The organism is Streptomyces sp. NPDC029956, assembly GCF_055574655.1.
In genome coordinates this window covers 8,512-31,405 of record NZ_JBVHZJ010000065.1, presented here as the reverse complement: position 1 = coordinate 31,405, position 22,894 = coordinate 8,512, and the positions used below count along the sequence as shown (strand labels likewise).

Annotated in this window: 24 protein-coding genes; 14 read left to right on the top strand and 10 right to left on the bottom strand. The window is 70.1% G+C overall.

What is annotated here, in order from left to right; all coding sequences use genetic code 11:
* Positions 1-25 precede the first annotated feature (25 nt).
* The 4 genes from ACZ4XX_RS34550 to ACZ4XX_RS34535 all read right to left on the bottom strand — a co-directional run bounded on the left by ACZ4XX_RS34550 (position 26) and on the right by ACZ4XX_RS34535 (position 3,673).
* On the bottom strand, positions 26-1,171 hold the full coding sequence (locus ACZ4XX_RS34550) for an NHL repeat-containing protein (RefSeq protein ID WP_468511807.1): 1,146 nt from the start codon (positions 1,169-1,171) through the stop codon (positions 26-28).
* A gap of 336 nt (positions 1,172-1,507) precedes the next feature.
* The gene (locus ACZ4XX_RS34545) at positions 1,508-2,752 is read right to left on the bottom strand and encodes an extracellular solute-binding protein (protein WP_468511806.1); all 1,245 of its coding nucleotides are present in this window, start codon (positions 2,750-2,752) and stop codon (positions 1,508-1,510) included.
* A 388-nt stretch (positions 2,753-3,140) separates the two neighbouring features.
* Positions 3,141-3,317, bottom strand: a complete 177-nt coding sequence (locus tag ACZ4XX_RS34540) for a hypothetical protein (RefSeq protein ID WP_468511805.1) — start codon at positions 3,315-3,317, stop codon at positions 3,141-3,143.
* On the bottom strand, positions 3,314-3,673 hold the full coding sequence (locus tag ACZ4XX_RS34535) for an STAS domain-containing protein (RefSeq protein WP_468511804.1): 360 nt from the start codon (positions 3,671-3,673) through the stop codon (positions 3,314-3,316). Before ACZ4XX_RS34535 ends, ACZ4XX_RS34540 begins: the two co-directional genes overlap by 4 nt.
* Positions 3,674-4,130: 457 nt before the next feature.
* Between ACZ4XX_RS34535 and ACZ4XX_RS34530 the strand changes: the two genes are divergently transcribed.
* Both ACZ4XX_RS34530 and ACZ4XX_RS34525 read left to right on the top strand, forming a co-directional pair.
* A complete protein-coding gene (locus ACZ4XX_RS34530) occupies positions 4,131-4,784 on the top strand; it encodes a carbonic anhydrase (protein WP_468511803.1) in 654 nt (217 codons plus the stop codon).
* Positions 4,781-5,425 carry an L-threonylcarbamoyladenylate synthase gene (locus ACZ4XX_RS34525; RefSeq protein ID WP_468511802.1) on the top strand — a complete coding sequence of 215 codons (645 nt, stop codon included), beginning with the start codon at positions 4,781-4,783 and terminating at the stop codon, positions 5,423-5,425. The genes ACZ4XX_RS34530 and ACZ4XX_RS34525 overlap by 4 nt, the downstream gene beginning before the upstream one ends.
* A 196-nt stretch (positions 5,426-5,621) precedes the next feature.
* On the opposite strand, the gene ACZ4XX_RS34520 is transcribed toward ACZ4XX_RS34525, so the two are convergent.
* Both ACZ4XX_RS34520 and ACZ4XX_RS34515 read right to left on the bottom strand, forming a co-directional pair.
* The gene (locus tag ACZ4XX_RS34520; RefSeq protein WP_468511801.1) at positions 5,622-6,266 is read right to left on the bottom strand and encodes a hypothetical protein; all 645 of its coding nucleotides are present in this window, start codon (positions 6,264-6,266) and stop codon (positions 5,622-5,624) included.
* A gap of 151 nt (positions 6,267-6,417) precedes the next feature.
* Complete coding sequence (locus tag ACZ4XX_RS34515; RefSeq protein ID WP_468511800.1) at positions 6,418-6,801, bottom strand: hypothetical protein; 384 nt, start codon at positions 6,799-6,801, stop codon at positions 6,418-6,420.
* Positions 6,802-7,090: 289 nt separating this feature from the next.
* Here ACZ4XX_RS34515 and ACZ4XX_RS34510 point away from each other — a divergent pair, with 289 nt between their 5' ends.
* The 7 genes from ACZ4XX_RS34510 (at position 7,091) to ACZ4XX_RS34480 (ending at position 12,268) form a co-directional block, all read left to right on the top strand.
* Positions 7,091-7,525 (top strand): ATP-binding protein, encoded by a 435-nt coding sequence (locus tag ACZ4XX_RS34510; protein WP_468511799.1) that lies wholly within the window; start codon positions 7,091-7,093, stop codon positions 7,523-7,525.
* Between the two features lie 158 nt (positions 7,526-7,683).
* Positions 7,684-8,250 carry an ECF RNA polymerase sigma factor SigK gene (gene sigK / locus ACZ4XX_RS34505; RefSeq protein WP_468511798.1) on the top strand — a complete coding sequence of 189 codons (567 nt, stop codon included), beginning with the start codon at positions 7,684-7,686 and terminating at the stop codon, positions 8,248-8,250.
* Positions 8,247-9,014 carry an anti-sigma factor gene (locus tag ACZ4XX_RS34500; protein WP_468511797.1) on the top strand — a complete coding sequence of 256 codons (768 nt, stop codon included), beginning with the start codon at positions 8,247-8,249 and terminating at the stop codon, positions 9,012-9,014. Before sigK ends, ACZ4XX_RS34500 begins: the two co-directional genes overlap by 4 nt.
* A gap of 201 nt (positions 9,015-9,215) precedes the next feature.
* Positions 9,216-9,794 carry a fasciclin domain-containing protein gene (locus ACZ4XX_RS34495; RefSeq protein WP_468511796.1) on the top strand — a complete coding sequence of 193 codons (579 nt, stop codon included), beginning with the start codon at positions 9,216-9,218 and terminating at the stop codon, positions 9,792-9,794.
* Between the two features lie 216 nt (positions 9,795-10,010).
* Entirely contained in the window at positions 10,011-10,154 is a 144-nt protein-coding gene (locus tag ACZ4XX_RS34490; RefSeq protein ID WP_468511795.1) for a hypothetical protein, read from the top strand.
* Positions 10,155-10,351: 197 nt separating this feature from the next.
* The gene (locus tag ACZ4XX_RS34485) at positions 10,352-11,608 is read left to right on the top strand and encodes an NAD(P)/FAD-dependent oxidoreductase (RefSeq protein WP_468511794.1); all 1,257 of its coding nucleotides are present in this window, start codon (positions 10,352-10,354) and stop codon (positions 11,606-11,608) included.
* Between the two features lie 228 nt (positions 11,609-11,836).
* Entirely contained in the window at positions 11,837-12,268 is a 432-nt protein-coding gene (locus ACZ4XX_RS34480) for an SRPBCC family protein (protein ID WP_468511793.1), read from the top strand.
* A 150-nt stretch (positions 12,269-12,418) separates the two neighbouring features.
* Here the strand turns inward: ACZ4XX_RS34480 and ACZ4XX_RS34475 are convergent, their stop codons facing one another.
* Positions 12,419-12,730, bottom strand: a complete 312-nt coding sequence (locus tag ACZ4XX_RS34475) for a UBP-type zinc finger domain-containing protein (RefSeq protein ID WP_468511824.1) — start codon at positions 12,728-12,730, stop codon at positions 12,419-12,421.
* A 142-nt stretch (positions 12,731-12,872) separates the two neighbouring features.
* Positions 12,873-13,547, bottom strand: coding sequence for an SMI1/KNR4 family protein (locus tag ACZ4XX_RS34470; protein ID WP_468511792.1), 675 nt, complete (start codon positions 13,545-13,547; stop codon positions 12,873-12,875).
* 153 nt (positions 13,548-13,700) lie between these two features.
* Here ACZ4XX_RS34470 and ACZ4XX_RS34465 point away from each other — a divergent pair, with 153 nt between their 5' ends.
* The gene (locus ACZ4XX_RS34465; RefSeq protein WP_468511791.1) at positions 13,701-14,474 is read left to right on the top strand and encodes a glycosyltransferase family 2 protein; all 774 of its coding nucleotides are present in this window, start codon (positions 13,701-13,703) and stop codon (positions 14,472-14,474) included.
* 319 nt (positions 14,475-14,793) lie between these two features.
* Positions 14,794-16,755, top strand: a complete 1,962-nt coding sequence (locus ACZ4XX_RS34460) for an acyl-CoA dehydrogenase family protein (protein WP_468511790.1) — start codon at positions 14,794-14,796, stop codon at positions 16,753-16,755.
* A gap of 79 nt (positions 16,756-16,834) precedes the next feature.
* On the opposite strand, the gene ACZ4XX_RS34455 is transcribed toward ACZ4XX_RS34460, so the two are convergent.
* The gene (locus ACZ4XX_RS34455) at positions 16,835-17,779 is read right to left on the bottom strand and encodes a nucleoside hydrolase (protein ID WP_468511789.1); all 945 of its coding nucleotides are present in this window, start codon (positions 17,777-17,779) and stop codon (positions 16,835-16,837) included.
* A 198-nt stretch (positions 17,780-17,977) separates the two neighbouring features.
* On the opposite strand from ACZ4XX_RS34455, the gene ACZ4XX_RS34450 reads away from it, so the two are divergent.
* Positions 17,978-19,672, top strand: coding sequence for an alkaline phosphatase D family protein (locus tag ACZ4XX_RS34450; protein ID WP_468511788.1), 1,695 nt, complete (start codon positions 17,978-17,980; stop codon positions 19,670-19,672).
* Between the two features lie 148 nt (positions 19,673-19,820).
* On the opposite strand, the gene ACZ4XX_RS34445 is transcribed toward ACZ4XX_RS34450, so the two are convergent.
* On the bottom strand, positions 19,821-21,272 hold the full coding sequence (locus ACZ4XX_RS34445) for an RNB domain-containing ribonuclease (RefSeq protein ID WP_468511787.1): 1,452 nt from the start codon (positions 21,270-21,272) through the stop codon (positions 19,821-19,823).
* Positions 21,273-21,541: 269 nt separating this feature from the next.
* Between ACZ4XX_RS34445 and ACZ4XX_RS34440 the strand changes: the two genes are divergently transcribed.
* Both ACZ4XX_RS34440 and ACZ4XX_RS34435 read left to right on the top strand, forming a co-directional pair.
* Positions 21,542-21,940 (top strand): hypothetical protein, encoded by a 399-nt coding sequence (locus ACZ4XX_RS34440; RefSeq protein WP_468511786.1) that lies wholly within the window; start codon positions 21,542-21,544, stop codon positions 21,938-21,940.
* Positions 21,937-22,818 carry a hypothetical protein gene (locus tag ACZ4XX_RS34435; protein ID WP_468511785.1) on the top strand — a complete coding sequence of 294 codons (882 nt, stop codon included), beginning with the start codon at positions 21,937-21,939 and terminating at the stop codon, positions 22,816-22,818. The genes ACZ4XX_RS34440 and ACZ4XX_RS34435 overlap by 4 nt, the downstream gene beginning before the upstream one ends.
* Positions 22,819-22,894: the final 76 nt, after the last annotated feature.

Here is a 22,894-nt window from a genome sequence, read left to right as displayed (position 1 = left end):
AACCGCGTCTGCGCGTCACCGGGCGCTACGACGCACCGAGTGGCTGACGCGCTGCCTCGGTGTGGACGGTGGCCAGTCCGTTCTCGTCGATGACGCAGCTCTCGGCGGCCGCCTTACCCCTGAGCCGGAAGCGCACATCACTCTGGTCACCCGCGATACAGAACTCCGCCCGTAGCGGGGGCGTGCCGTAGTACACGCCGTTGTCGCCGGGGCAGTCGAACACAGCCGGGTTGGGCGCGGCGCAGCTGCTCCCTGCGGGAGGGTCACGTCGCGTGGGGTGGGTGAAGCCTGCGCAATGCATCATCTCGTGGATGAGCGTTTGCGAGATCTCCTCGTCGCCCTGCGGGAACAGAACCCCGAAATTGACGTTCAGGCGCGAGCCCCCGACCGTCGCACTCGCGTTCACGCCGGGCGTGGTGTTGGTCGTGTGGTGAATGGCGCGGTCGTAGGCCTGGTGGAGCTTGGTCCTCTCGTCGGCCGACAGGTTGCCGCACGCCGCCATGCGCGTCAGTGCGAACCTGTGCCGGTCGAGCGTCCGCTGCCGGTTGCCCGCGGAGATGTCGCTCGCGAAGGTGAAGTGGGAGAGGACGAAGTTCATCGGGAACGCCGGCCCGACGGTGTTCCCGATGACGTCGTGGGCCCACACGCCACCGTCTTGGGTGGTGACGATGATGCGGTTGCCCATGGTGACGACGAACCGGTCGAACGCTCCGTTGAACGCGACCTTGGAACCACCGAACGCGAAACCCGGACCCACCGTGTTACCCGAGACATCGTGGCCGAACACGCCACCATTCTGGGTGATGACGATGATGCGGTTGCCCATCGTGACGACGAACCGGTCAACCGCTCCGTTGAACGCGACCTTGGAACCACCGAACGCGAAACCCGGACCCACCGTATTGCCCGAGACATCGTGGCCGAACACGCCACCATTCTGAGTAGTGACAATAATGCGGTTGCCCATCGTGACGACGAACCGGTCAACCGCTCCGTTGAACGCGACCTTGGAACCACCGAACGCGAAACCCGGACCCACCGTGTTACCCGAGACATCGTGGCCGAACACGCCACCATTATGAGTAGTGACAATAATGCGGTTGCCCATCGTGACGACGAACCGGTCGAACGCTCCGTTGAACGCCACGGGGAAGGGGGCGGAGACGGACATGATCCGTGACCTCCTGTGCGGCCTGTTTGAAAGTGTGGCCAATGCCTGAAGCTGCCCCGACCCCCGACCGCGTCGCTCGGCCAGACCTGTGAGACACGGGACGGACAAAGGCCGTTCCGTAATACTCCGCACTTCCGGCTCGGCGCCGTCAGTCGACGGGCCTGCGCCGGGCGATGAACGTCGGCGCGTCCCGAGCAGCCTGTATCCCTGGCATGAATTGCGGGACTCCCGCCTCCTTTCACGTTACTTCGCCGCTGCGTACACGGCACGTCCGGCTGAGTAGTGGACCGCCACAACCCACCCTGAGATCGGTGTCCCCGGCTGGAGGTCTCTCCCCTACTGCTCGTTCGTCATGTCCTGAACCTCGTCGGCGATGCTCTCCAGAACGAGTTTCGGATCGGCGGACGGCGCGACGGCCCGGCCGATGTTCCGCTTGATGGTGTTGCTCGCCTGCAGCCAGGACGGTTCGTTGACCGGGTAGAGCTCGGCACCGCTCAGGGCGTCCAGGAACTGCTCGTTGCCGGGGTCCGCCGCATCCTTGGATGCCAGGCTCGCAGACACCGTCGAGGGCAGCAGGTGATAGCGGCTGGCGAACGCGTTGAGGTTCTTGTCCTGGTAGACGAATTCCAGAAAGCTCCCCACCAGTTCACGATTGCCATCGCGCTTGAAGGCCATCATCCAGTCGGCGACACCCGCCGACGCCGCGGGCTGACCGTCTTCCTGTGTGTCCGACACCGGCATTCTCAGTGTGCCGACCTTCATCCCCTTCGCCCTTGCCTCATGGAGAAGCGAGGGGTAGCCGTTGAGCATGCCGACGTCACCTCGCAGAAACGCGGCGAAGGCGTCCTTCCGGTTGAAGCGGGCCGGCGGGACCGGTCCGGTCAGGCCCGGCTCGACGAGGTTCTTCTTGATCCAGCGGAACGTCTCCGTGTTCTCCTCGGAGGCGATGTCGTATCCGCCGCTGTCGCCGGCGTACCCTCCGCCGTTGCTCAATTCCCATATCAGGGCTTCGGCGTGGGCCTCCTCGGGTCCGAGGGGTAGAGCGTACGGGCAGAGCACGCCCTCGTCCTTCAACGCCTCGGCCGCCTCCTTCAGATCGCTCCAGGTCTTCGGCGGCTTCGCTCCGGACTCTTCGAACAGCTCCTTGTTGTAGAAGAGCAGCCGACTGCTCGCCACGAAGGGCAATCCGTAGAGCGTGCGGTCGACCGAACCCGCCTCCACGAGCGGTGGCAGGAAGTTCGATTCCACCCTCACCGGAAGCAACTCACTCGCGGCGTAGAGCCGGCCTTGCGCTGCGAAGTCGGAATACGCGCCCATCAGCGCCACGTCCGGGGCATTCCCCTCGTCGACGAGGCGGGTGACCTCGCGGTCGACGTCGGCCCACGGGTGGAGCGTCACCTCGACTTTCTTGCCGGGGTGCGCGGCGGTGAAATCAGCGGTCAGTCGGTCCCAGTACACCTTGGAGCTGGTGCCCGGGCTGGTGCCGTACTCGGCCGCCACCAAGCGCAATGTCACCCCGTCGCCGCTCCCGGACGAGCCGCAGGCAGTGACGAAGGAGCCCAGCAGTCCGAGTGCGGCCACGGAGGCGGTCGCACCAGTGAGTCTTGGTCGCACGGATCGTTCCTCTTGATTTCTTCGGACAGTGCGTCCGGCATCCTCTCCCGGCTCGGGACGCATGGCGCCCCCTGCCCGAAGATTGTGGAAACTTCTCCAACCGCAGCAGCGAGACCTGGTGCTTTCCCCTATGCCGCCACCGAATTCGACGCGCGTAGAGCACTCCACGATGTCCGGCACCACGACGCGATGGAGTGTCGCCGAAAAGTACGCGTCCCCTTGCTCACGCCGGGAGCGGGCGTTGGGGACCCGTACCTCCGACCGTCGAGTGGAGGATGGAGGCAGGTGCGGGGGCAGGTGTGGGGGCAGGTGCGGGGGCCCGCGTGCAGATTGCCGGCCCCCGCACCTGCTTCGACTACACCCCGGCTCCCTGGAGCGGGAGCGCCAGGTGGCAGTGGATCAGCCTTCTGCGGCCCGGCGGCCGGGGCGGTGTGGCCGGGTGTCGGCGGGCGCGACGGTGCTCGCGGGGTTCCCTCTGGACGAGGAGGACGGCCGCGACCATGGGGACGCAGGTCAGGAGGATGAACGTCATGCCCGGTCCGCCGGCTTCGACGGGCCGGCGTGAGCCGTCTGCCGCCCTGCGGCATCGGCCGCGTTCATGAGGTGCTGAACAGCCCTCGACCGGTTCGCCAGCCTGAGGCGGCGTCCGTGCCGGGGCCACCAGTCGAGGACGCCGAGGAATCCGGAGTCGCAGAAGGTGACCCGGGTGGTGTCCAGCACGAGGCCGGTGCAGCCGTCGTCGGCCGCGGAGGCCAGCAGCGCCCGCAGCGGGATGGCGCTGTAGTGGTCGATCTCCCCTGTCAGGTGGATGACCAGAGTGGTGCCGAGGGTGGTGCAGGAGGCGACGACTATGGCGCAGGGCGCGGTGTCCGCGCCCGAGTCGTGCACGACGGAAGGAACCGTGGCGGTGAGAGGAGCGGGCTTTATCGGGGCGGTGCTTGAGGTACTCACATCCCCATCAACGCCTCCCGCCCCGGCCCGGGAAACGAGCCCCGCCGCTCATTCACCCCATGTGATCAGCGTCTGTGCCCGACAAGAGGGAAAGATTGCACCCGGTCGGGGACAGCCACGTCGTGGATCTTGACCACGGCCCGGGAGCGGAACGAACCGGCCGGTGCCGCCGGCCGGCGACGGCACTGGTGACGACACCGGTGACGGTCAGGGCGTCACGACCGACACGCCGCGGCGGCTCACATCGGCGGACGCATCTGACCATCCGTACAGCGCCGCTCAGGACACTGACCGCTTCCCTCACCCGGCCGCAGTGGCCGCTGGAACGTGGTGCGCGTCGCCCGAAGGGGCATCCGCCGAGGCGGGCCGGACAGTCGGATCATAGGGTGGCCCCATGCCGAGAACTTCTCCCGCCGTGGCGCTTGACGCCCTGCTCGCCGGTAACACGCGTTTCGTGTCGGGCGCGCCCCAGCATCCCAACCAGGACGCCGCCCGCCGTACCGAGCTGGCCCCGGGCCAGGATCCCTTCGCCGTCATCCTCGGATGCTCCGACTCTCGGCTGGCCGCCGAGATCATCTTCGACCAGGGGCTCGGCGACCTGTTCGTCGTACGGACCGCCGGCCACGTCCTGGGGACGGAGGTGCTGGGCAGCGTCGAGTACGCGACCAGCGTGCTCGGGGCGAGGCTGGTCGTCGTTCTCGGCCATGACTCGTGCGGCGCGGTCGCGGCCGCTCGCGCCGCCGTGGAGGACGGCTTCTCCGCCGGCGGATTCGTCCGCGACGTGGTGGAGCGGGTGACGCCGAGCATCCTTGCCGCCCGGGCCGCAGGACTGACCGCGGACGGCGACATCATCGACGAGCACATCCGGCACACCGTCGATCTGATGCTCGAACGCTCCCGGCTCCTCTCCGAGCAGGTCGTGTCGGGCGAGGTGGCCGTGGTGGGTCTCGGCTACGCGCTGACCGAGGGCAACGCCCGGGTCGTGACCACCCGCGGCGACGTGCGTACCGACACGGCCGCGGCCGGCGCGGGCCCCTCGGCCGCATGACCCGGCGATTCGACTGCTCGGAGCCCGAGGCCCGTGCGGCCGGTCTCGGGGAGGCCGCGGACGCCCTGCGCCGGGGTCGGCTCGTCGTCCTGCCGACGGACACCGTCTACGGGGTCGCGGCCGACGCCTTCGACCCGCAGGCGGTGAGCTCGCTGCTCAAGGCGAAGGGGCGGGGCCGTCACAAGCCGTCGCCGGTGCTCGTGCCCTCCCCCTCGGCGCTACGGCAGCTGACGGACGAGTTGCCGGAGGACGCCCGGAAACTGATCGACGCGTTCTGGCCGGGCGGGCTGACCTTGATCGTGCGGCACCGGTCGACCCTGGCGTGGGACCTGGGCGAGACCGGGGGCACGGTGGCGGTGCGGATGCCCGACCACGCCCTCACCCTCGATCTGCTCACCCGGTCCGGCCCCCTGGCCGTCTCCAGCGCCAACCTGACCGATCACCCCTCGCCGCAGGACTGCGAGGCGGCGCACGGGATGCTGGGCGAATCCGTCTCCGTGTACCTGGACGGCGGGCGGACTCCCGGAGCGCTCTCCTCGTCGATCGTCGACGTCAGCGGCGAGACCCCTGCGCTGGTCCGTGAAGGCACGCTGTCCGCCGCCCGCCTCCGAGTGGTACTGCCCGACCTCAAGGTGTCCTGACCCGGGCGTCTGCGCGGGCGAAGGTGTCATCGGTAGCCGCGCCTTGCCGTCCTGAGAGTCGAAAGCCGGCGGGCTTCGGGATCGTCCGGCGCGACACCGGGCGGCGCGAGCACGACGTCTCCACCGGTACCGGCATCAATCAGGTCGCGGGCGGCCTCACCGCACGGCCGGCCGCCCGCGCTACCTGGGACACGGCCTAGTTCACGGCCAGGCGGTGCGACGAAATGACGTTCGCGGTGACGTTCGCCAAGGTGTTGAACGTCTGCGTAGCAGCCTGACTCTGGTACATGGTGTTCTGGAATTCCGTAAGGCTCCTCACGTTGTAGGGGTTCGCTCCGTAGATGGTCTTGCAGACCACGCAGGTCACCGAGTTGGCCCGGTTGTCCCAACCCACCGCGCTGAGGTTGGTGTAGTCACAGTAGAAGGTGACCGAAGAACCCGAGCCGTTGTTGCCGTCATACATGCGTGTGGTGACCCACGGGTGGCACGTACCGGCTGCGGCGGCGGGTGCCACGCGGGTCTGCTGGGAGACGGTGACACCCCACTTGCGCTCGGCCGCCTTCGCCGCGTCGGCGGGCAGGCCGCCCATGGCGAGCAGGTCGAGGTCCGCCTCGCGCTCGGTCGCGAAGCAGGTCAGCCGGCCTTGCCCCTTCGCGTCGTGACAGTGGGTCTCTCCGACCTCTTCCTCCAGCGTGGCCAGAGTGGTCACGCTGCCGTTGTACTCGACGCGCGCGGCACTCATTCCCGTCTGCGCCTCGGCAGTCTCGGCGGAGGCAGCAGGGACGGCGAGCAGGGTCAGGGCGATCGCAGCCAACGTGGCGCATACCTTGGTTCTCAACATGCCTTCAGACTAATGGAGTTGAGGTCGTCGCCCACCAGGGTTCTCCCGCTCGACAGGGGGCAGTCCTCGTTCCGCTTGCATGCAACGCCGAGGGCCGAGCGCAGGGCCCGGCCCTCAGCGGCAGGGTGTGGGATCAACCGTCCACCGGTGGTCACCGGTGGTGGCAGTCCCAATGGCCCTTCACCCAGTGGTGGTCCCAGTGGGCGGAGACGTAGACCCACTTGGCCTGGCGGTCATGGCTCCAGTGGCCCTTGTGCCAGTCACCGTGCTTGTCGTGGTGGCCGGGGTGCCACGTCTTGTGGTGGGTCCACTTCTTCTCCCAGTGGCCCTTCACCCACTTCTTCTCCCAGTGCCCCTTCTTCCACTCGCACCGGTCGTGGCGGTCATGGTGGTCACCGGCCACGACGGTCGAAACGGATGTGGGCGCGGGTGCCGCGGTCGCCGTGCCGGACATGCCGAGCGCGGCGCCGCCGGCCAGCAGTCCCGCCGCGGCGGCGCTTGCCACCAGACGACGGGCGCGCATGGACGCGGTCATCGGACGCACCTCCCTCGATTGATCGACTTCCGTGTGCACGTCGAGTGGTGCCGTGAGGTTCGAACGGCCGACTCTCCGTGCGGGGTCATCAGTGATTCGGAGCCGGGATCCCGGCAGATGAAGAAGCGCCGGAAATCGTGCGTACCCGAGTAGAACGGCTCCACGGGGCAGGCACTCCAGGCCCGTGCGCGGTCGCGGGTACGGGATGCTCGCGCCGTCGATCCGTCATCCGCGCCCGGGTCGGCGACGAATCCCTCATGCAGGAAGTCCCCGTCTCCAGGGAGCGGTCATGACCATCACCACATCACCGTCGGCGTCCAGCGTGACGCGCCTTGTCGTGGCCCTGCCCTGGGGCCTGCGGACTCCGGCCGTCGCCCGCAGCATCGCGGTCCGATGGCTGGAAACGACCGACTGCGCCCGAACGGCTGATGCCGTCCTGGTCGTGTCCGAGCTTGTCACCAATGCCGTCCGCCACACCCGGGGGCCCTGTCTCCTGACGCTGACCGATGACGGCGAGTCCCTGGACATCGCGGTCACCGACCACAGCGAGGACATGCCCGACGTCCACCGGCCCCCGAGCGGTGACCAGCGGGGCGGCTTCGGCCTTGAGATCATGCGCCACCTCGGGGACTCCATCAAGGTGGTGCCCCGCATCGGCGGCAAGACCGTGCATGTCGTTCTGCAGGTACACACACCGGCACACGACCGCCGGAGGCCGCCGTGACGGCCCGGCCCCGCGCCGCACTCACCCGGCCGGCCCGGCCACCCGGCACGCCACGACCACAGGCGGCAGAGTCGGACACGTCGGGCCACTCCGAGCAGGGTGGCCCGGCGCCGCACGCCCGGGCGACCGACCACCAGAGGCACGATGGGGGAAGACCATTGCCTCACGCACGCGAACCGAACGCCCACCTCGACACCCTCCTGCTCCGGGCGGCGAACGGCGACCGGGACGCGTTCGCCGACGTCTACGACGCACTGGCCCAGCCGGTGATGGGGCTGGCCTGCCGGATCCTGCGGGACGTCGGCCAGGCCGAGGAGGTGACGCAGGACGTCATGATCGAGGTGTGGCGGACAGCGGACCGTTTCCGGCCCGACCTCGGAACGGCGAAGACATGGGTACTCACCCTCGCCCACCGGCGCGCCGTGGACCGGGTGCGTTCGGTCCAGGCGAGCAAGGACCGCGAGGTCCGTGCCGGGATGCTGTCGCCGGACCGGGCCTTCGACCAGGTGGCCGAGACCGTCGAGAACCTCGACGAGCGGCGCCGCGTCCACCGCTGCCTGGCGGCCCTGGCCCGCCTCCAGCGAGTGCCGCTGGTGCTCGCCTACTACCAGGGAATGACCTGTCTCGAGGTGGCGCGCTCGCTGTCCACCCCCGAGGGGACGGTGAAGTCCCGCATGCGCAAGGGCCTCGATCAGCTGCGTGCCTGTCTGGAGGCCGGCTCATGACCACGCCGGAGGATCCGCACCTCAATGCCGCGGCGTACGTTCTGCACGCGCTGTCACCCGCGGAGGCTGCCGCCTTCGAGAGTCATCTCGTCGGTTGCGAGGTCTGCCGCCGGGACGTCGCCGTGTTCGAGGGGACCGCCGCCCGGCTCGCCTCCGCCGAGTCGGCCCCGGTTCCGGAGGGGCTGCGTGCGCGTGTCATGGAGCAGGTGGCGCGCACTCCGCAGGAGCGGGAGCAGCACACCGCCCGTCGCCGTGGCGGGTCCCTCCGCCGGAACGCGTTGCGCCTCGCGCTCGCGGCGAGCATCTTTGTGGCGGCCGCGCTCGGTGCCGTCGCCGTACGGGAGCACGAGGAGGCCGAGGAGGCACGGGCCCAGGCGGCCCGGGCCCAGGAGCAGGCCCGGAACGCAGGCGGAGCCTTCGCGGACATCCTCACCGCCCCCGACGCCACCGTGCACACCGGTGAGCTCGCCGACGGCGCAGAGGCGGCGGTCGTCGTCTCCCGCTCGCAGGCCAAGGCCGCGTTCACCGCCCGCGACCTCCCGGCGTTGCCGAGCGGAACGGTGTACGAACTCTGGTACGCCGGTGAGGCCGGCGACCTGCGCCCGGCGGGCCTGCTGGACGACACCGGCGACCGCGCCACACGCGTCCTCGACGGCCCCCTGGGCAACGCGGTCGCCGTCGGCATCACCGTCGAACCCGCGGGCGGCTCCGCCCAGCCGACCACCGACCCCCTCGGCATCATCCCCATCAGCGCCAAGGCGTAGGCCCGCGGGCTCCGACCTGACCGGCCGCGGCGCGTACTCCGGAACGATCGCGGGCTTCGACTGGGACAGGGACGGTCGCCGAAACAGAAATACCGCTCGCGACTCATCCGTCCGGGGCCGACCCACCGAATATCCATTGAGGACATCACTCCAACCCATGGCCGAACCTGCCCGGGTCCGGACCCAGGAAGAGGAAAGATCATGAACACCTCACATGTCACGCGCCGCATAGCGGCCGCTGCCGCCGTCGTCGCCCTTCCCATGTCGCTGGGGGTGCTCGCCCCGCAGAGCTTCGCTGCGGACATGGACGGCCCCTTCGGACCGGGCTGCGCCTCGGTACCCGCCGAGGGAGAGGGCAGCCTCGACGGCATGGCCGACGACCCGGTGGCGACCGCCGCCTCCAACAACCCGGAGCTGTCCACGCTCGTCACGGCCGTCCAGAAGGCCGGCCTGGTCGACACGCTGAACAACGCCGAGGACATCACCGTGTTCGCGCCGACGAACGACGCCTTCGCGAAGATTCCCAAGGCGGACCTGGACAAGGTCCTGGCCGACAAGGCCGCCCTCACCAAGATCCTGACCTACCACGTGGTGGGCGAGAAGGTCGACAAGGCCGCTCTCGCCGACGGCTCGTTCAAGACGCTCCAGGGCGGCACGGTCACGACCGACGGCTCCGGCGATGCCTTCGTCGTCAACGACACCGCCAAGATCGTCTGCGGCGACGTGCCGACCTCCAACGCCACCGTCCACATCGTCGACACCGTCCTGATGCCGAAGTGACCGGCGCCCCGTGAACCGACCCTCCGACGACAGCCGCGGACTTCGGGGTCCGCGGCTCCGGTGGGCCGCCGGTTCCCTCGCCTGCCGGGGCCGGGCCGACGGGGACGGTAGGTGAGTGGGTCGCAGACGGCCGTCCCGTACTCCCATCCGTTGCGTCGGTAGCAACGAATAACAAGTGGAGACAACAGCAAGCGCAAGGGCCGGGAGGTGAAGGAGATGACCGAGGAGGAGTTCCGCCGGCTGATGGAACAAGCACGGCGAGAGGCAGCCAGGAGCGTCTTTCCCACCTCCGGTTCCGATGACGAATCGCCGTACGAGATCGCCGCCCGTCATGCCGAGTGCGGCGCCGCCGCACACTGAGCCGCGTGGCCCGCGGGGCGGAAGGGATGCCGGTCCCCTCCGTCCCGCTTCTCGATGACCGACCGCCCCGACCACGCGGTCGAACGCGGCGCGGCACGGTTCTGCGGCGCCTGCCCCCGCGTAACGTGGCGGGCCCCGGGACGGTCCTGGACGGCCGACGCGAAGCCCGGGACGACGCACGAGGAGTGACGGCCGGCATGGGGACGACGGACGACGAGCTGTACGACGTGACGGTCATCGGGGCCGGGGCTGCCGGGCTCGCCTGCTCCACCGACCTGTCCGCCGCCGGACTGCGCGTGCGGTTGCTGGAAGCCGACGACACCGTGGGCGGGCGGATGCGCACGGACCGGGTCGCCGGCTTCACCGTCGATCGAGGTTTCCAGGTCTTCAACACGGCCTACCCGCAGGTGAAGCGTCGCCTCGATCTGCGGGCGCTGCGGCTGCGGCCCTTCACGCCCGGCGTCCTCGTTCACACCGACGACGGAATGCGCCGGTTCACCGATCCCAGCCGGCGCTTCCGTGAGAGCCGTGACCTCCTGCCCGGACGGCTGGCGTCCGGGCGCGACCTGCTCGCCCTCGGCGCGCTGACGGCATACGACGTCCTCGCTCCGGCCGCACGGCTGCGGGCACGACCCGACGGCACGACCCTCACAGCCCTGGCCGAGGCCGGCGTGTCCCCCGAGCTCGTGGAGACGTTCTTCCGGCCTTTCCTCTCCGGAGTCTTCCTCGAGGACGACCTGGAGACATCGGCCCGCTTCTTCCATTTCGTGTGGCGGAGCATGCTGCGCGGCACACTGTGCCTCCCCGCGGACGGCATCGGTGCGGTCCCCGCCCAACTGGCCTCACGGCTGCCCCCGGACGTGCTGCGGACCGACAGCCCCGTCGCCTCCCTCACTCCGCAAGGAGTGACGCTCAACGACGGCTCCGAGGTCCGCTCCCCCACGGTCGTCGTCGCGACCGGACAACGCGCCGCCGCCGAACTCCTCCCAGGCCTCGTCGTACCGCGTGGACGCACCGTCACCACGCTCTACCACGCGTCCACGACTCCGCCCCTGCCCGAGCCCGTCCTCGTGGTCGACTCACGGCGCCGGTTCCTGAACAGCTGCGTCCTCAGCGCCGTCCATCCTCGGTACTCCCCCGACGGCAGGGCTCTGGTGTCCACCTCGGTCCTCGGGACGCCCGATGCCCAGGCCGTGGCCGCCGTGGTCGACGCCCTGGGCGAGGTGTACGACACGGATACAGGACCGTGGGAGCTCGTCCACCGGGTCACGGTTCATGACGCCCTGCCCGCGATGCCGGCACCCCACCCCCTGTCTCGGACGACTCGCATCGCACCGGGCCGGTACGTATGCGGTGACCACCGAGCCACGGGTTCCCTCCAGGGCGCACTCGCCTCGGGCACCCGGGCCGCGCGTGAGGTCCTCGCCGATGTGAGTCGCGGCGCGGGACGTTGACGTTCAAGGGTTCTCGGCCCGGCGCGGCTCGGCGCGGATCGGTGCATCCCGTCTCGGGTCGGCCTGGCTCGCTCGGGTCGGCCTGACCCTGGCCTGGGCTGGCCTGGCGCAAGAAAAGAGGGGCGGGGTGCATCCGTCTCCGGACCGGACCGGGAAGTGATTCGAGGCAAGCGTCGGAGCAGGCGCTCGCCCGGTCACGAGAAGGTGGAGGTCGGTGCCGTGATCACGGTGGAACGGAGCTTTGTCGTCGGGCTTCCGCTGGACGAGCTCGTGGCGTACCTGGAGGACTTCAGCCGTACCGAGGAGTGGGATCCCGGCACCGTACGCTGCGTGCGGCTGGACGAGGGGCCGGTACGGCCCGGGGCCCGCTGGCTCAACACCTCGCGCTTCCGCGGCCGCACCACCCAGCTCGAGTACCGGCTCGTGGCACGTGAGCCCTCCCGTCTGATGTTCGTCGGGGAGAACAAGACGGTGACCGCGACGGACGATCTTGGTTTCGAGGCCGAGTCCGCCTCGCTCACGCGGTTGACCTACCGGGCGTCCCTGCAGTTCAAGGGGTTGGCGAGGTTTGCCACACCCTTCCTCAGGGCCGAGTTCGAGCGCCTGGGAGACGAGGTCGCCGAGCGCCTCCCGACCGCCGCCACGGTACGTCGTACATGACGGCCCGGACGGGCTCGTGAGTGCATCCGAGCCTGGCGAGGGAACCCGAGCAACGAGGGAAGCGAGCGAACGGGGGTCGTCCGCGCGCCGGGGCTCTCACCTCCGCGCGCAAGTGCCCCCGCGCCCTCGCTCAGCTCCTGTCGGCACCGTTCAGTCGCTCCGTTCGGTGCGCGACGGCCCGCCCGGTTCGCCAGGGGCGTTCTCGAGTACGAGGAAGACCTCGTCCTCGAAGCACCAGGCCCAATCCTCGTCCGCCGCGAGGGAGAGGACGACGGGGTGTCCGGTCGACTCGTGGTGCTCGTACGCGTGGCGACCCGGCGAGCTGTCGCAGCATCCGACGTGTCCGCACGCCGTACACCAGCGCAGCCGTCTCCAACTCTCCCCGGAGGAGAGGCACTCGGCGCAACCGTCCGTCGGCAGGTCCGGCGTGGCAGGCGTGGCAGCCAGCGTCGCGGCGTGCACGCAGGCACGTTCCTGCTCCGGCCGACCGCCGTCGTGCGCCACGACCCATGCAGAGCGGCGCGCGTCGTGGTGCTCCTCCGCCCACGCGTCACCGTCGCGTCGGTTCATCTCATGTCGGGCGGGGCCGGTCATAGGTCCATTCTCAAGCACCCTGAGCGGCATCGCGATGCCATGGGACGGGCGGTCGGACCAGCCCGATGGGGGCGGCCCTCAGCGGGTGGCCGTCCAGCTCGGAGCAGCTCGCTTCGTCCCACCACAGCCCGCCTTGCGTGGTGAGGTAGGGATGCAGCCCACAGACGTCTCCGCCTTCGTGCAGTGATTGTGCAACCGCGTGGAGGAGGCTCGTCAGATCAGTCCATGGATCGGTGAAGTCGCCGCCACCACTGTGCCCTGCCCAGCCGAGGCGCCCCGCATCCGGTCCGGGGCGCAGGTCGATCACCTGCGCTCCGCCGTCGGCGCTCTCAGCCCAGGGAACCCAGAGCGGGTGCCACCATGGCTCGTCCTCCCAGGCGCGAGGGGTCAGGCCGTCGTTCTCCACCGCGATGTCCATGCAGGTCTGCCAACGGTCCACGATGGCGTCGACGGCGAGCGGGGACTGCTCCGGCAGGATGGTCGTCCAGGTGCTCGCGCCGTTGTGGCACCGCAGAGACTCGGCGAGGTCATCGGGCAGCGGGGTGCCGAGAATCCGTTCTGCATCCTGTATCTGGTCCTGTGTCGCCGGTGGACCGAGCAGTGCGAGATCGGAGGGCGCATGTGCCGCCAGCCATGTGTCGATGCGGCGCCACGACTCCGACGGGGGCGCGATCTGCTGTGCCATGACCCCATCCTGCCCCACACGTCCGATCTGGCGAACTGCGCGGCGGTGGCCGCAGGCGTCCCTGACCAGCAATGACGCCAGGCGTGGCAGTCACCACTACGATGCCAGTGCTTGAATGGGATGTCGTCGTTTGACCGAGCAAGGAGAAACACTGTGCCCCTGGTGTCCGTCGTCATGCCCGTCTACAACTCGGCAGCGACACTCGGCGCAGCAGTGCGGTCCGTGCTCACGCAGACCCACAGCGACCTGGAGCTGCTGGTCACCGATGACAAGTCAACCGACGACTCCATGGACCTGCTCATGGAATTCGCCCGGCAGGACGAGCGCGTCAAGCCGAAGACGGCACCGGAACAGGGCGGTGCCGGCCGGGCACGCAACCTCGCCATCGAGCGGGCGCGGGGAGACTACGTCGCCTTTCTCGACAGCGACGACATGTGGCTTCCGAAGAAGACCGAGCTGCAGGTCGAGTTCGCCGCTTCGGGCGATGCGCCGTTGACGTTCACCTCCTACTACAAGATGGACGCCGACCACGACGGCGACAGCACCGACTTCGTCCCCAACGGACGGGTGATCCGCGCGCGGGAGCACGTGGACTACCGCGCCATGCTGGTGCGGGACTACATCGGCGCTCTGACCGCCATGTACGACCGCAACGTCCTCGGCACGCGCCTGATGCCGGAGATGCGGAAGCGGCAGGACTACGCGCTGTGGCTGTCGATCATGCGGGGCGGCGCCGACGCCCGGGGCCTGACCGAGCCGCTCGCGGTGTACAGGTCCCACCAGGCCGGTTCGCTCTCCTCCAACAAGCTCTCGCTGATCCCCTACAACTGGGAGCTCTACCGTCGGCACGAGGGGCTGTCGGTCCCCCGGTCGACGCGGGCGCTGGCCGGCGCGGTGTGGCAGTCGCTGCGCAACTCGCGGATCTAGGTCCTGAACGGTCGCTCCGGGGCTGTCACAGGATCCTTTCTGCTCCCACCGAAGGCTACCGGCGCACTGCGGGTCCAGGTCGAGCGCCCGGACGCTCCTCCACCTCATTGAGACCGGCCCGAACCCCGTCCTGGCCACCTCCCCCGGGCCCGTACCAGGCCGCCCGTACAGGCCTTCGGTCCGGGCGGCCGAGGCGGCCAGGGCCGCGGGGCGGTACGCGCGCAGACGGCGAACGGCGCCGCTCGCCCGGCTCCGCGGGGTCCTGGAGACCACCCGATCGCCCCTGATTGATCTTTCCGCGGCGGGGTAGCCAAGCGGCATGGCCCTCGACAACACATCCACCCCCGCGACCGGCTACGTACAGCCCGACGTCGACGTCCGCGCACTGTCCGCGGTGCTCGACGGCGAGTACGCCGAGATCCGCGACCTCGTCCGGACCAATCTCGCGACGTACGCCTCCGTCCTCGAGGAGGCCGAGGAGCTCGACGTCGACGCGTTCCGCGAGCGGGTGCGTGAGGTCGTCGTCGAGATGGCCGCGACCGGCCAGACCGGCATGGGCTTCCCGGCCGCGTACGGCGGTGGCGGCGACGTAGGGGCCTCGATCGCCGCGTTCGAGACGCTGGCCTTCGGTGACCTGTCGGTCCTGGTGAAGGTCGGTGTGCAGTTCGGTCTCTTCGGCGGAGCGATTCTGCATCTCGGCACCGAACGCCACCACGACGCCTGTCTGCCGGGCCTGATCACGGGCGAGCTGATGGGCTGCTTCGCGATGACCGAGACGGGGCACGGTTCCAACGTCCAGGCCCTCGGCACCGTCGCGCGGTACGACGCCACGCGTCAGGAGTTCGTCCTCACCACCCCCGATGACCAGGCGCGCAAGGACTACATCGGCAACGCGGCCCGCCACGCCGAACTGGCCGTCGTCTTCGCCCAGCTGGAAGTGGCCGGGAAGTCCCACGGCGTGCACGCCTTCGTCGTGCCGGTCCGGGTCGGTGGCGAGCCGGCGCCCGGCGTCCGTATCGAGGACGACGGCCGCAAGATGGGGCTCAACGGCGTGGACAACGGGCGCATCTGGTTCGACGACGTGCGGGTGCCTCGCGAGGCGCTCCTCAACCGGTTCGCCGACGTCAGCCCGGAAGGCGTCTACGAGAGCTCGATCGACAACCCCCACCGTCGCTTCTTCACCATGCTCGGCACGCTCGTACAGGGCCGGGTCAGCGTCGGCGGTGCCGGAATCAGCGTCTCCAAGGTCGCACTGGCGGTCGCCACCAAGTACGCCGTGCGGCGGCGGCAGTTCGAATCGGCCCCGGGCACCGAGGAGCAGGTGCTGCTCGACTACGGCCTGCATCAGCGCCGGTTGCTGCCGTTGATCGCCCGGACGTACGCGCTGCACTTCGCTCAGGACGTCGTCCGCTCGGACCTGCACGACGTCTTCTCCGGCATCGCGGACGACGCGGGGGCGCGGCGTCGGCTCGAGTCACGGGCCGCGGGCCTCAAGGCGATCGCCACCTGGCACGCCACCCGGGTCGTCCAGGAGTGCCGCGAGGCGTGCGGCGGCGCCGGGTATCTCGCCGTCAACCGGTTCGCCGCGCTCAAGAGCGACAGCGATGTCTTCACCACCTTCGAGGGCGACAACCACGTCCTGCTGCAGCTCGTCGCCAAGGGGCTGCTGACCGATCAGGCGAGCGCGTTCGAGGACCTCGACCAGGCCGGCATGATCCGGTACGTCACCGGCCTCGCTGTCGAGACGCTCCTTGAGCGGGCCTCCGTCCACAAGGTGCTCGAGCGGGTACGCGACCTGCTGCCCGGCGGCGACGACTGGGACCGGGAAGCGGGCCTCCTCGACTCGGAGTACCAGCTCGCCATGGTCCGCTTCCGGGAGGAGCACATGCTGGCCGGCCTGGCCCGCCGGATCAAGCGCGGCATCGACCAGAAGCGCGATCCCGGTGCGGTCTTCTCCCAGGTGCAGGACCACGTCGTCGCGCTCGCCCGCGCCCACGTCGAGCGGCTGGTGACGGAGGCCTTCGTCGACAAGGTGCGTACGATGCCCGAGGGTGACGAGAAGGCCGCGCTGGCCTTGCTGTGCGACCTGTTCGCCCTGTCGACGATCGAGGCGGACCGGGCCTGGTTCATGGAGCACGGTCGGCTGACCGTGCAACGTTCCAAGGCGATCAGCCGTGAGGTGAACGACCTGTGCCGCAAGGTCCGGCCCCTCGCGGTCGACCTCGTCGACGCGTGGGGCATCCCGCCCGAGATGGTGCGTGCGCCCGATCTCGTACGCTGAGCCGGGAGGGCCTCTGCCGCCACGCCGCCGCGGCCGCCACCACGGGGGCCACGGCCGCGCACCGGGAAGGCGCGTCGACTCACCTGCTGCCGAGTACGCGCACGGCCTCCACGATCAGCTCCCAGAAGCCGTCCGTGTCGACCTCCATGCCGACCTCCGTGTCGGCGGGCATGCCGGTCACACCGTGCAGGTCCACCACCGTCGCGCCCCGTGTGTGGGTACCGGTCAGCTCCACCGTCACCGCCGCCCGCACCAGGCTGACCAGCGAGGGGTCGATCAGGTGGGCGACGGTGAGCGGGTCGTGGAGCGGGGGCGCGTCGAAGCCGTACACCTCGCGGTAGGTGGAACCGAAGTAGGTGAGAAGGTCGACGCAGAGCGCGCTCAGCGGGGTGCCTAGCCCGGCGATCCGGGCGACGACCTCGGCGGTGGCCCGCACCTGGTGGGTGGCGTTGAGGCCCAGCATCGTCACCGGCAGCCCGCTGCGGAAGACGACGTCCGCGGCTTCCGGGTCGCAGAGGATGTTGAACTCGGCCGCGGGCGTGGTGTTGCCGCGCCCCGTCGAGCCGCCCATGAGCACGATCCGCTCGATCCGCGACGCGAGTTCCGGGTGGGCGAGCAGGAGGACCGCGATGTTGGTGAGCGGTCCGGTCGGCACCAGCGTCACCGGCGCCGGGTGCGCGAGCAGGGTCTCCCGGACGAGGGTGAGTGCGTCGCGCGGGTCCTGCGGTACCTCGGGCTCGCTCTCTCCGAGGCCGGGGCCGTCCAGGCCGGAGGGGCCGTGGATGTTCTCGGCGATCCGGCACGGTTCGTGGAGCGGTCGTTCTCTTCCGGCCGCGATCGGTACTCCCCGGATCCCGGCGACCGAACACACCCGGCGGGCGTTGAGCGTGGTCTTCTCCAGGGTCTGGTTGCCCGCGACGGTGGTGATGGCGAGCAGGTCGATGGCGGGGTGCGCGGCGGCCAGCAGGATGTTGAAGGCGTCGTCATGACCGGGATCGCAGTCGAGGATCACGGGAATGGGCATGTCTTCACCGTCCCACATACCGGCCGTCGCGCGAAGGGGAGGCGCAGCCGGTCGTGATGGGTCCTCCGGATGGAGCCGGCCGGAAGCCACCCCGTCGTGGTGCCCACGGCGCGGCGCAACGGTGCTGATACCACCGTCGTTCAGTAGCGTACGGAGCGGCCGTTCCGTACTGTGCGGAGGACCGGAAGGGGACTCGCGATGGCCGGTCTGAGGCTGGGCCCGCTCCTGCGCAATGTGGACTGGGATTCGGGCACGAGTGCGACGGTGTGGGTCGAGACCGACCGGGCGTGCACGGCGGAGGTCCGCTGTCCGGGCGGCGCCGGTGGTTCGGCGGCCACGTTCAGCGTCTGCAGCCACCACTACGCGTTGGTGGTGGTCACCGGACTCGCCCCGGGCTCCGCGACACCGTACGAGGTGCTGCTCGACGGTGCGCGGGTGTGGCCCCTCGCGGACTCGTCCCAGCCGCCCAGCACCATCCACACGCCGCCGGTCCCGGCGACGGGGGCCGTGGTCGCCTTCGGCTCGTGCCGGTGGGCGGCACCTCCGGTGGGCCGCCCCGATCCGGTGGGTCCTGACGTCCTCGACACCCTCTCCGCCCGTCTCGCCGCGGACCCGGAGGCCGAGCGGCCGGACGTTCTCCTCCTCCTCGGCGACCAGGTGTACGCGGACGAGACGTCCGCCGAGACCCGTGCGTGGATCTCCCGGCATCGGCGGTCCGCCGGCACCGGCTCCGCCGCCCCGCCGGACCAGGTCGCCGACTACGAGGAGTACACCCACCTCTATGACGAGTCCTGGAGCGACCCCGAACTGCGCTGGCTGCTCTCGACCGTACCCAGCTGCATGATCTTCGACGACCACGACGTCATCGACGACTGGAACACGAGCGCCGCCTGGGTGGCCGAGATGCGGGCGACGCCTTGGTGGCACGAGCGGATCACCGGCGGACTCATGTCGTACTGGGTCTACCAGCATCTCGGGAACCTCTCCCCCGCCGTGCTCGCCGAGGACGAGCTGTACGCGGCGGTACGGGCGGCCGACGACGGGACGGCGGTGCTGCGCGCGTTCGCCGAACGCGCCGAAGCCGATCCGGCGGCGGTGCGCTGGAGCTATCGCAGGGACTTCGGCCGCACCCGGCTCCTGATGGTCGACACCCGGGCCGCGCGGGTGCTGGAGGAGCAGCACCGGGCGATGCTGGACGCCGAGGAGGCGGCCTGGCTGCGGACGCAGGCCTTCGACGACCCGGAGGGCGTCGACCACCTCCTGATCGGGACCTCGCTCCCGTGGCTGCTGCCCCCCATGGTCCACTTCGCGGAGGGATGGCACGCGGCGCTGTGCCGGGGCGAACGCGGTCCGCGCTGGGCCCGCTTCGGCGAGTGGCTGCGCCGAAGGGCCGACCTTGAGCACTGGGCGGCGTTCACCTCGTCGTTCGGGAGACTGACGGAGACGGTCGCCGAGGTGGGGAGGGCGGACGCCGCCCCGGCAACGGTGTGCGTGCTCTCCGGGGACGTACACCACGCGTATGTGGCGGAGCCCGTCTGGGCCGACGGGCAGCAGCCGCGCTCCCGCGTCTTCCAGTTCACCTGCTCACCCCTGCACAACTCGGTGCCCGCGGCCATGCGGGCGGGTTTCCGTTTCGGCTGGAGCCGGTTCGCCAAGGGGATCGGGCATCTCCTCGCCCGTCACGGACGGGTGGCGAGGCCGGCGGTCCGGTGGGAGCGCACCGGCGGACCGTGGTTCGGCAATCAGCTGATGACGCTGACCCTGCGCGGCCGTACGGCGCGGCTGCGGCTGGAGCAGGCCTCGGCCGGTGCGAAGGGGGGTCGCCGTGGGACCGACCGTGCAGGAGCACGACTCTCGGGCGTCCTCGACCGGCCTCTGACGGACGGGAGTTGACGCTCCGCCGACGGCGACGACGTGCCCGCCATCGGTTCCGTACCGCACACCCTGCCGTCCTCGGCGCCGCCCCCGACCCGATCCTCTCCCCTTGCGGTTCCTCGCTTCCGGGCGGCTCACCGGCTCCCTCGACCGAGGCGGCCGGTCGCTACACCGTTCTGAAGAGGATCTTGTTCCTGCCGGAGAAGAAGGGATCGGCCCGCGTGAGCCTGGCCTGGACGCTCGCGGCCAGGTCGAGCTCGGCGCCGGACGTGATCCTGCCCATCACGGCGGGCTCCGCCAGGTGCACCGTGCCCTCCTTCGGTTTGTCGTCCTCCGCGTCGGTGTTGATGACCATGCCGGTGAAGACCTCGCCCACCCGGTTCTTCAGCACCGCGGCCTCCGCCAGGTCCACCGCGCGCCGGTCCGCCACCTTCCCCTTCCCGCGCGCCATGTCGCAGGGCAGGCAGTTCATGGCGTCGAGCACCCAGGGCGGCGGGGCCTGACCGGCGCACGCGGCCACGCACAGTTCACCGGTGTACCTGTCGATCAGGCGCCGCAACGGGGCGGTGCAGGTGGTGTACGGAGCCGCGATCGCCGTGTGGACCGTGTGCTTCGGGATGCGGTGGTCACGGAAGGTGGTGTACTCCGCCTTGAGCAGCATGGCGACGGCCTCGCTGAGGAAGGCCATGTGCTTGTGGTCGGCCGGATCGAGGGAGTTCACCAGCGCGGCGTACGAGACGCCGGGCTTCCAGTCGATGCCCAGGCACCGTGCGATGGAGTGCACGCGCCGGACCACCTGCGGGTCGTTCTGCTCCTTCTGGGTCCGCAGAATCCCGGTACCGCTGTCGAGCATGATCCGGGCCGCGGCCATTCCGGTCATGAGGGAGATCTGCTCGTTCCAGCCCTCCACGGGCAGTGCCGCCACGTAGCTCAGCCGGAACGATCCGTCCTCCAGGGCCACCTCCTGGTCCGGCAGGTTCACCGCGACCCCGCCGCGCGCGGCCTCGACGGCCTCCCGCAGCATGCCGATCTCGCGCAGCAGGGCGACGGACTCGCCGGCCGTGCCGGCCTCGATGTCCTGCTGAACGCCCGCGTAGTCGAGCTTGGCCTGGCTGCGGACCTTGGCCCGGCTCACGGTCGAGCCGGTGACGTTGCCGTCGGCGTCGAGGTCGTGCTGCCACAGCAGGGCGGGTACGACCTGGTCCGGCAGCAGGCTGGCCGGCCCCTCGGAGATCGAGGGCGGGTACAGGGGCACCTTGAGGTCGGGGAAGTACAGCGTCTCGATCCGGTCGTGGGCCTCGGCGTCCAGCGGGCTGCCCGCCTTGACGAAGGCGGCCACGTCGGCGATGGCGTAGTGCACGCGGTAGCCGCCACCGGGACGCCGTTCCAGGTGCATGGCCTGGTCGAGGTCCTTCGAGGTCGGCGGATCGATCGTGAACAGCGGCAGGTGGGTGGCGTCCTTGTCGGGCAGCTGGACCTCGGCTTTGGCGTGCTCCGCCGCTTCGAGCACATGGGCGGGAAACTCCGTGGTGGCCTTCAGCTCTGCCCGGAGCTGCTGCAGTGCCTTGAGCAGGGCGTCCTGGGCCTCGCGGGACATGTGCATCTGGCGGCGTCGCATGGTCACGAGCGTAGGTCGGCGGCCGTGGAGCGGCGCAGTGAGCGGGTCCAGGCGGGTGGAAGGCAGCAGCCGTACGGGAAGGGCGCTCGGCAACCGACTCCGGGGCTGCCTGCCCGGAACCGCCGTGTCGGGATCCGTGCGGAGCCGTCGTCCGGCCAAGTGGGCGGCCGGCGAGGCGTCCGATCGGGCGGAGGGGCGGGACTCGGAGGCGTGGGTCCCGGCCCTCCGCCCCGTCCGCCCCTACGCTCGCGGACGATCAAGGAGGTCGGATGCGGTACCGGATCGTCCGTGGCTCGCGCGCCGCGGTGCTCGCCTTGCTGATGCTGCTGGGCATGACAGGGCTTGCCGCCTGTGATCCCGATGAACCCGAACGAGCCCCCACGACCGCTCCGACAGGGAACACCGACCCCACTCCGGCCGAGGAGACGGACGATCCTCCCGCCGAGGAGACGGACGATCCTTCGACGGACAGGACCCGGCACCCGACGAACACGCCGCCCGACGGGTATGTCCCTCCCCCGCCGCCTCCGCCGACGGCGACCTCGGAAGAGACGACCGCCCCGCCCTTCGACCCCACCCAGCCGCCCGGCTCGGAGGCGCCCGTGCCCGGGGAGAGCCTTCCGGGGAACCCCGAGCTTCCCCCGTCGGCGCCCCCCGAGATCCCGTGAGCGGGCCTTTCGCACACGGGACGGAGAAGGACCCGCCCGACGCCGGGAGACCGCGGCGTCAGGCCGGTGATGATCTCGAAGGGCCGTCCGCCCTCGTCAAGATCGTCGTCGCCCAGGGGACGTTCATCGCCGCGCTGATGTTCTACATCGGCGCGATCTACACCAGTACCTACTACGACTACTTCCATCTCCACTGGGGATCGATGAACCTGGGGTTCAGTCAGGTCGCCCTGGAGAGCCTGAACCTGCTGAACCTGGACATCCTGGTGGCGGCCGGGTGCGTCTTCCTGCTGGTCTGTGTTCCGTGGAGCCGCCGACCCCGCCATGTGACGCGGGTCGAGGCGATCGCGGCGCGCTGGTACCCCGTCGTCGTGGTCGCCGGGATCGTGCTGCTCGCCCTCTGGCATGAGATCCAGCCGTACGGCTGGGCAGGACCGCTGACCATCGCCGTCGGGCTTCTTCTGAGCCAGTGCCGGGACGCCGAGGGGCAGCGTCCGCACGGTTTCCGCCGCCAGGCCGTGCCGGTCTTCGCCGCCGGCGTCTTCCTCTTCTGGACGGTGACCAACGTCGCCTGGCAGCAGGGCAGGCAGGACGCCCAGGCACGCGCCGCATCCGTCACCAGCTGGACGGGAGTTCTCGTGCTCAGCGCCGAACCGCTGAGCCTGCCGACGGACTCGGTGAAGGAGCAACGTCTCTCGAGCAACCGTATGCACCCTTACCGGTACTCGGATCTGCGGTTGCTCGCGGAACACGACGGCCGCTACTTCGTGGTGCCGCGGGACTGGGACGCACAGGTGGACGAGATCTACGTGATTCGGGAGAGCGAGGCCGTCTGGATCGCACTGACCCCCGGTACTCGGCCCCGGCTGGTGGACTGAGGGAGCTGGGAGCGGGGGGGGGGGGGGGGGGGGGGGGGGGGGGGGGGGGGGGGGGGGGGGGGAGCGGCGCCGCGCA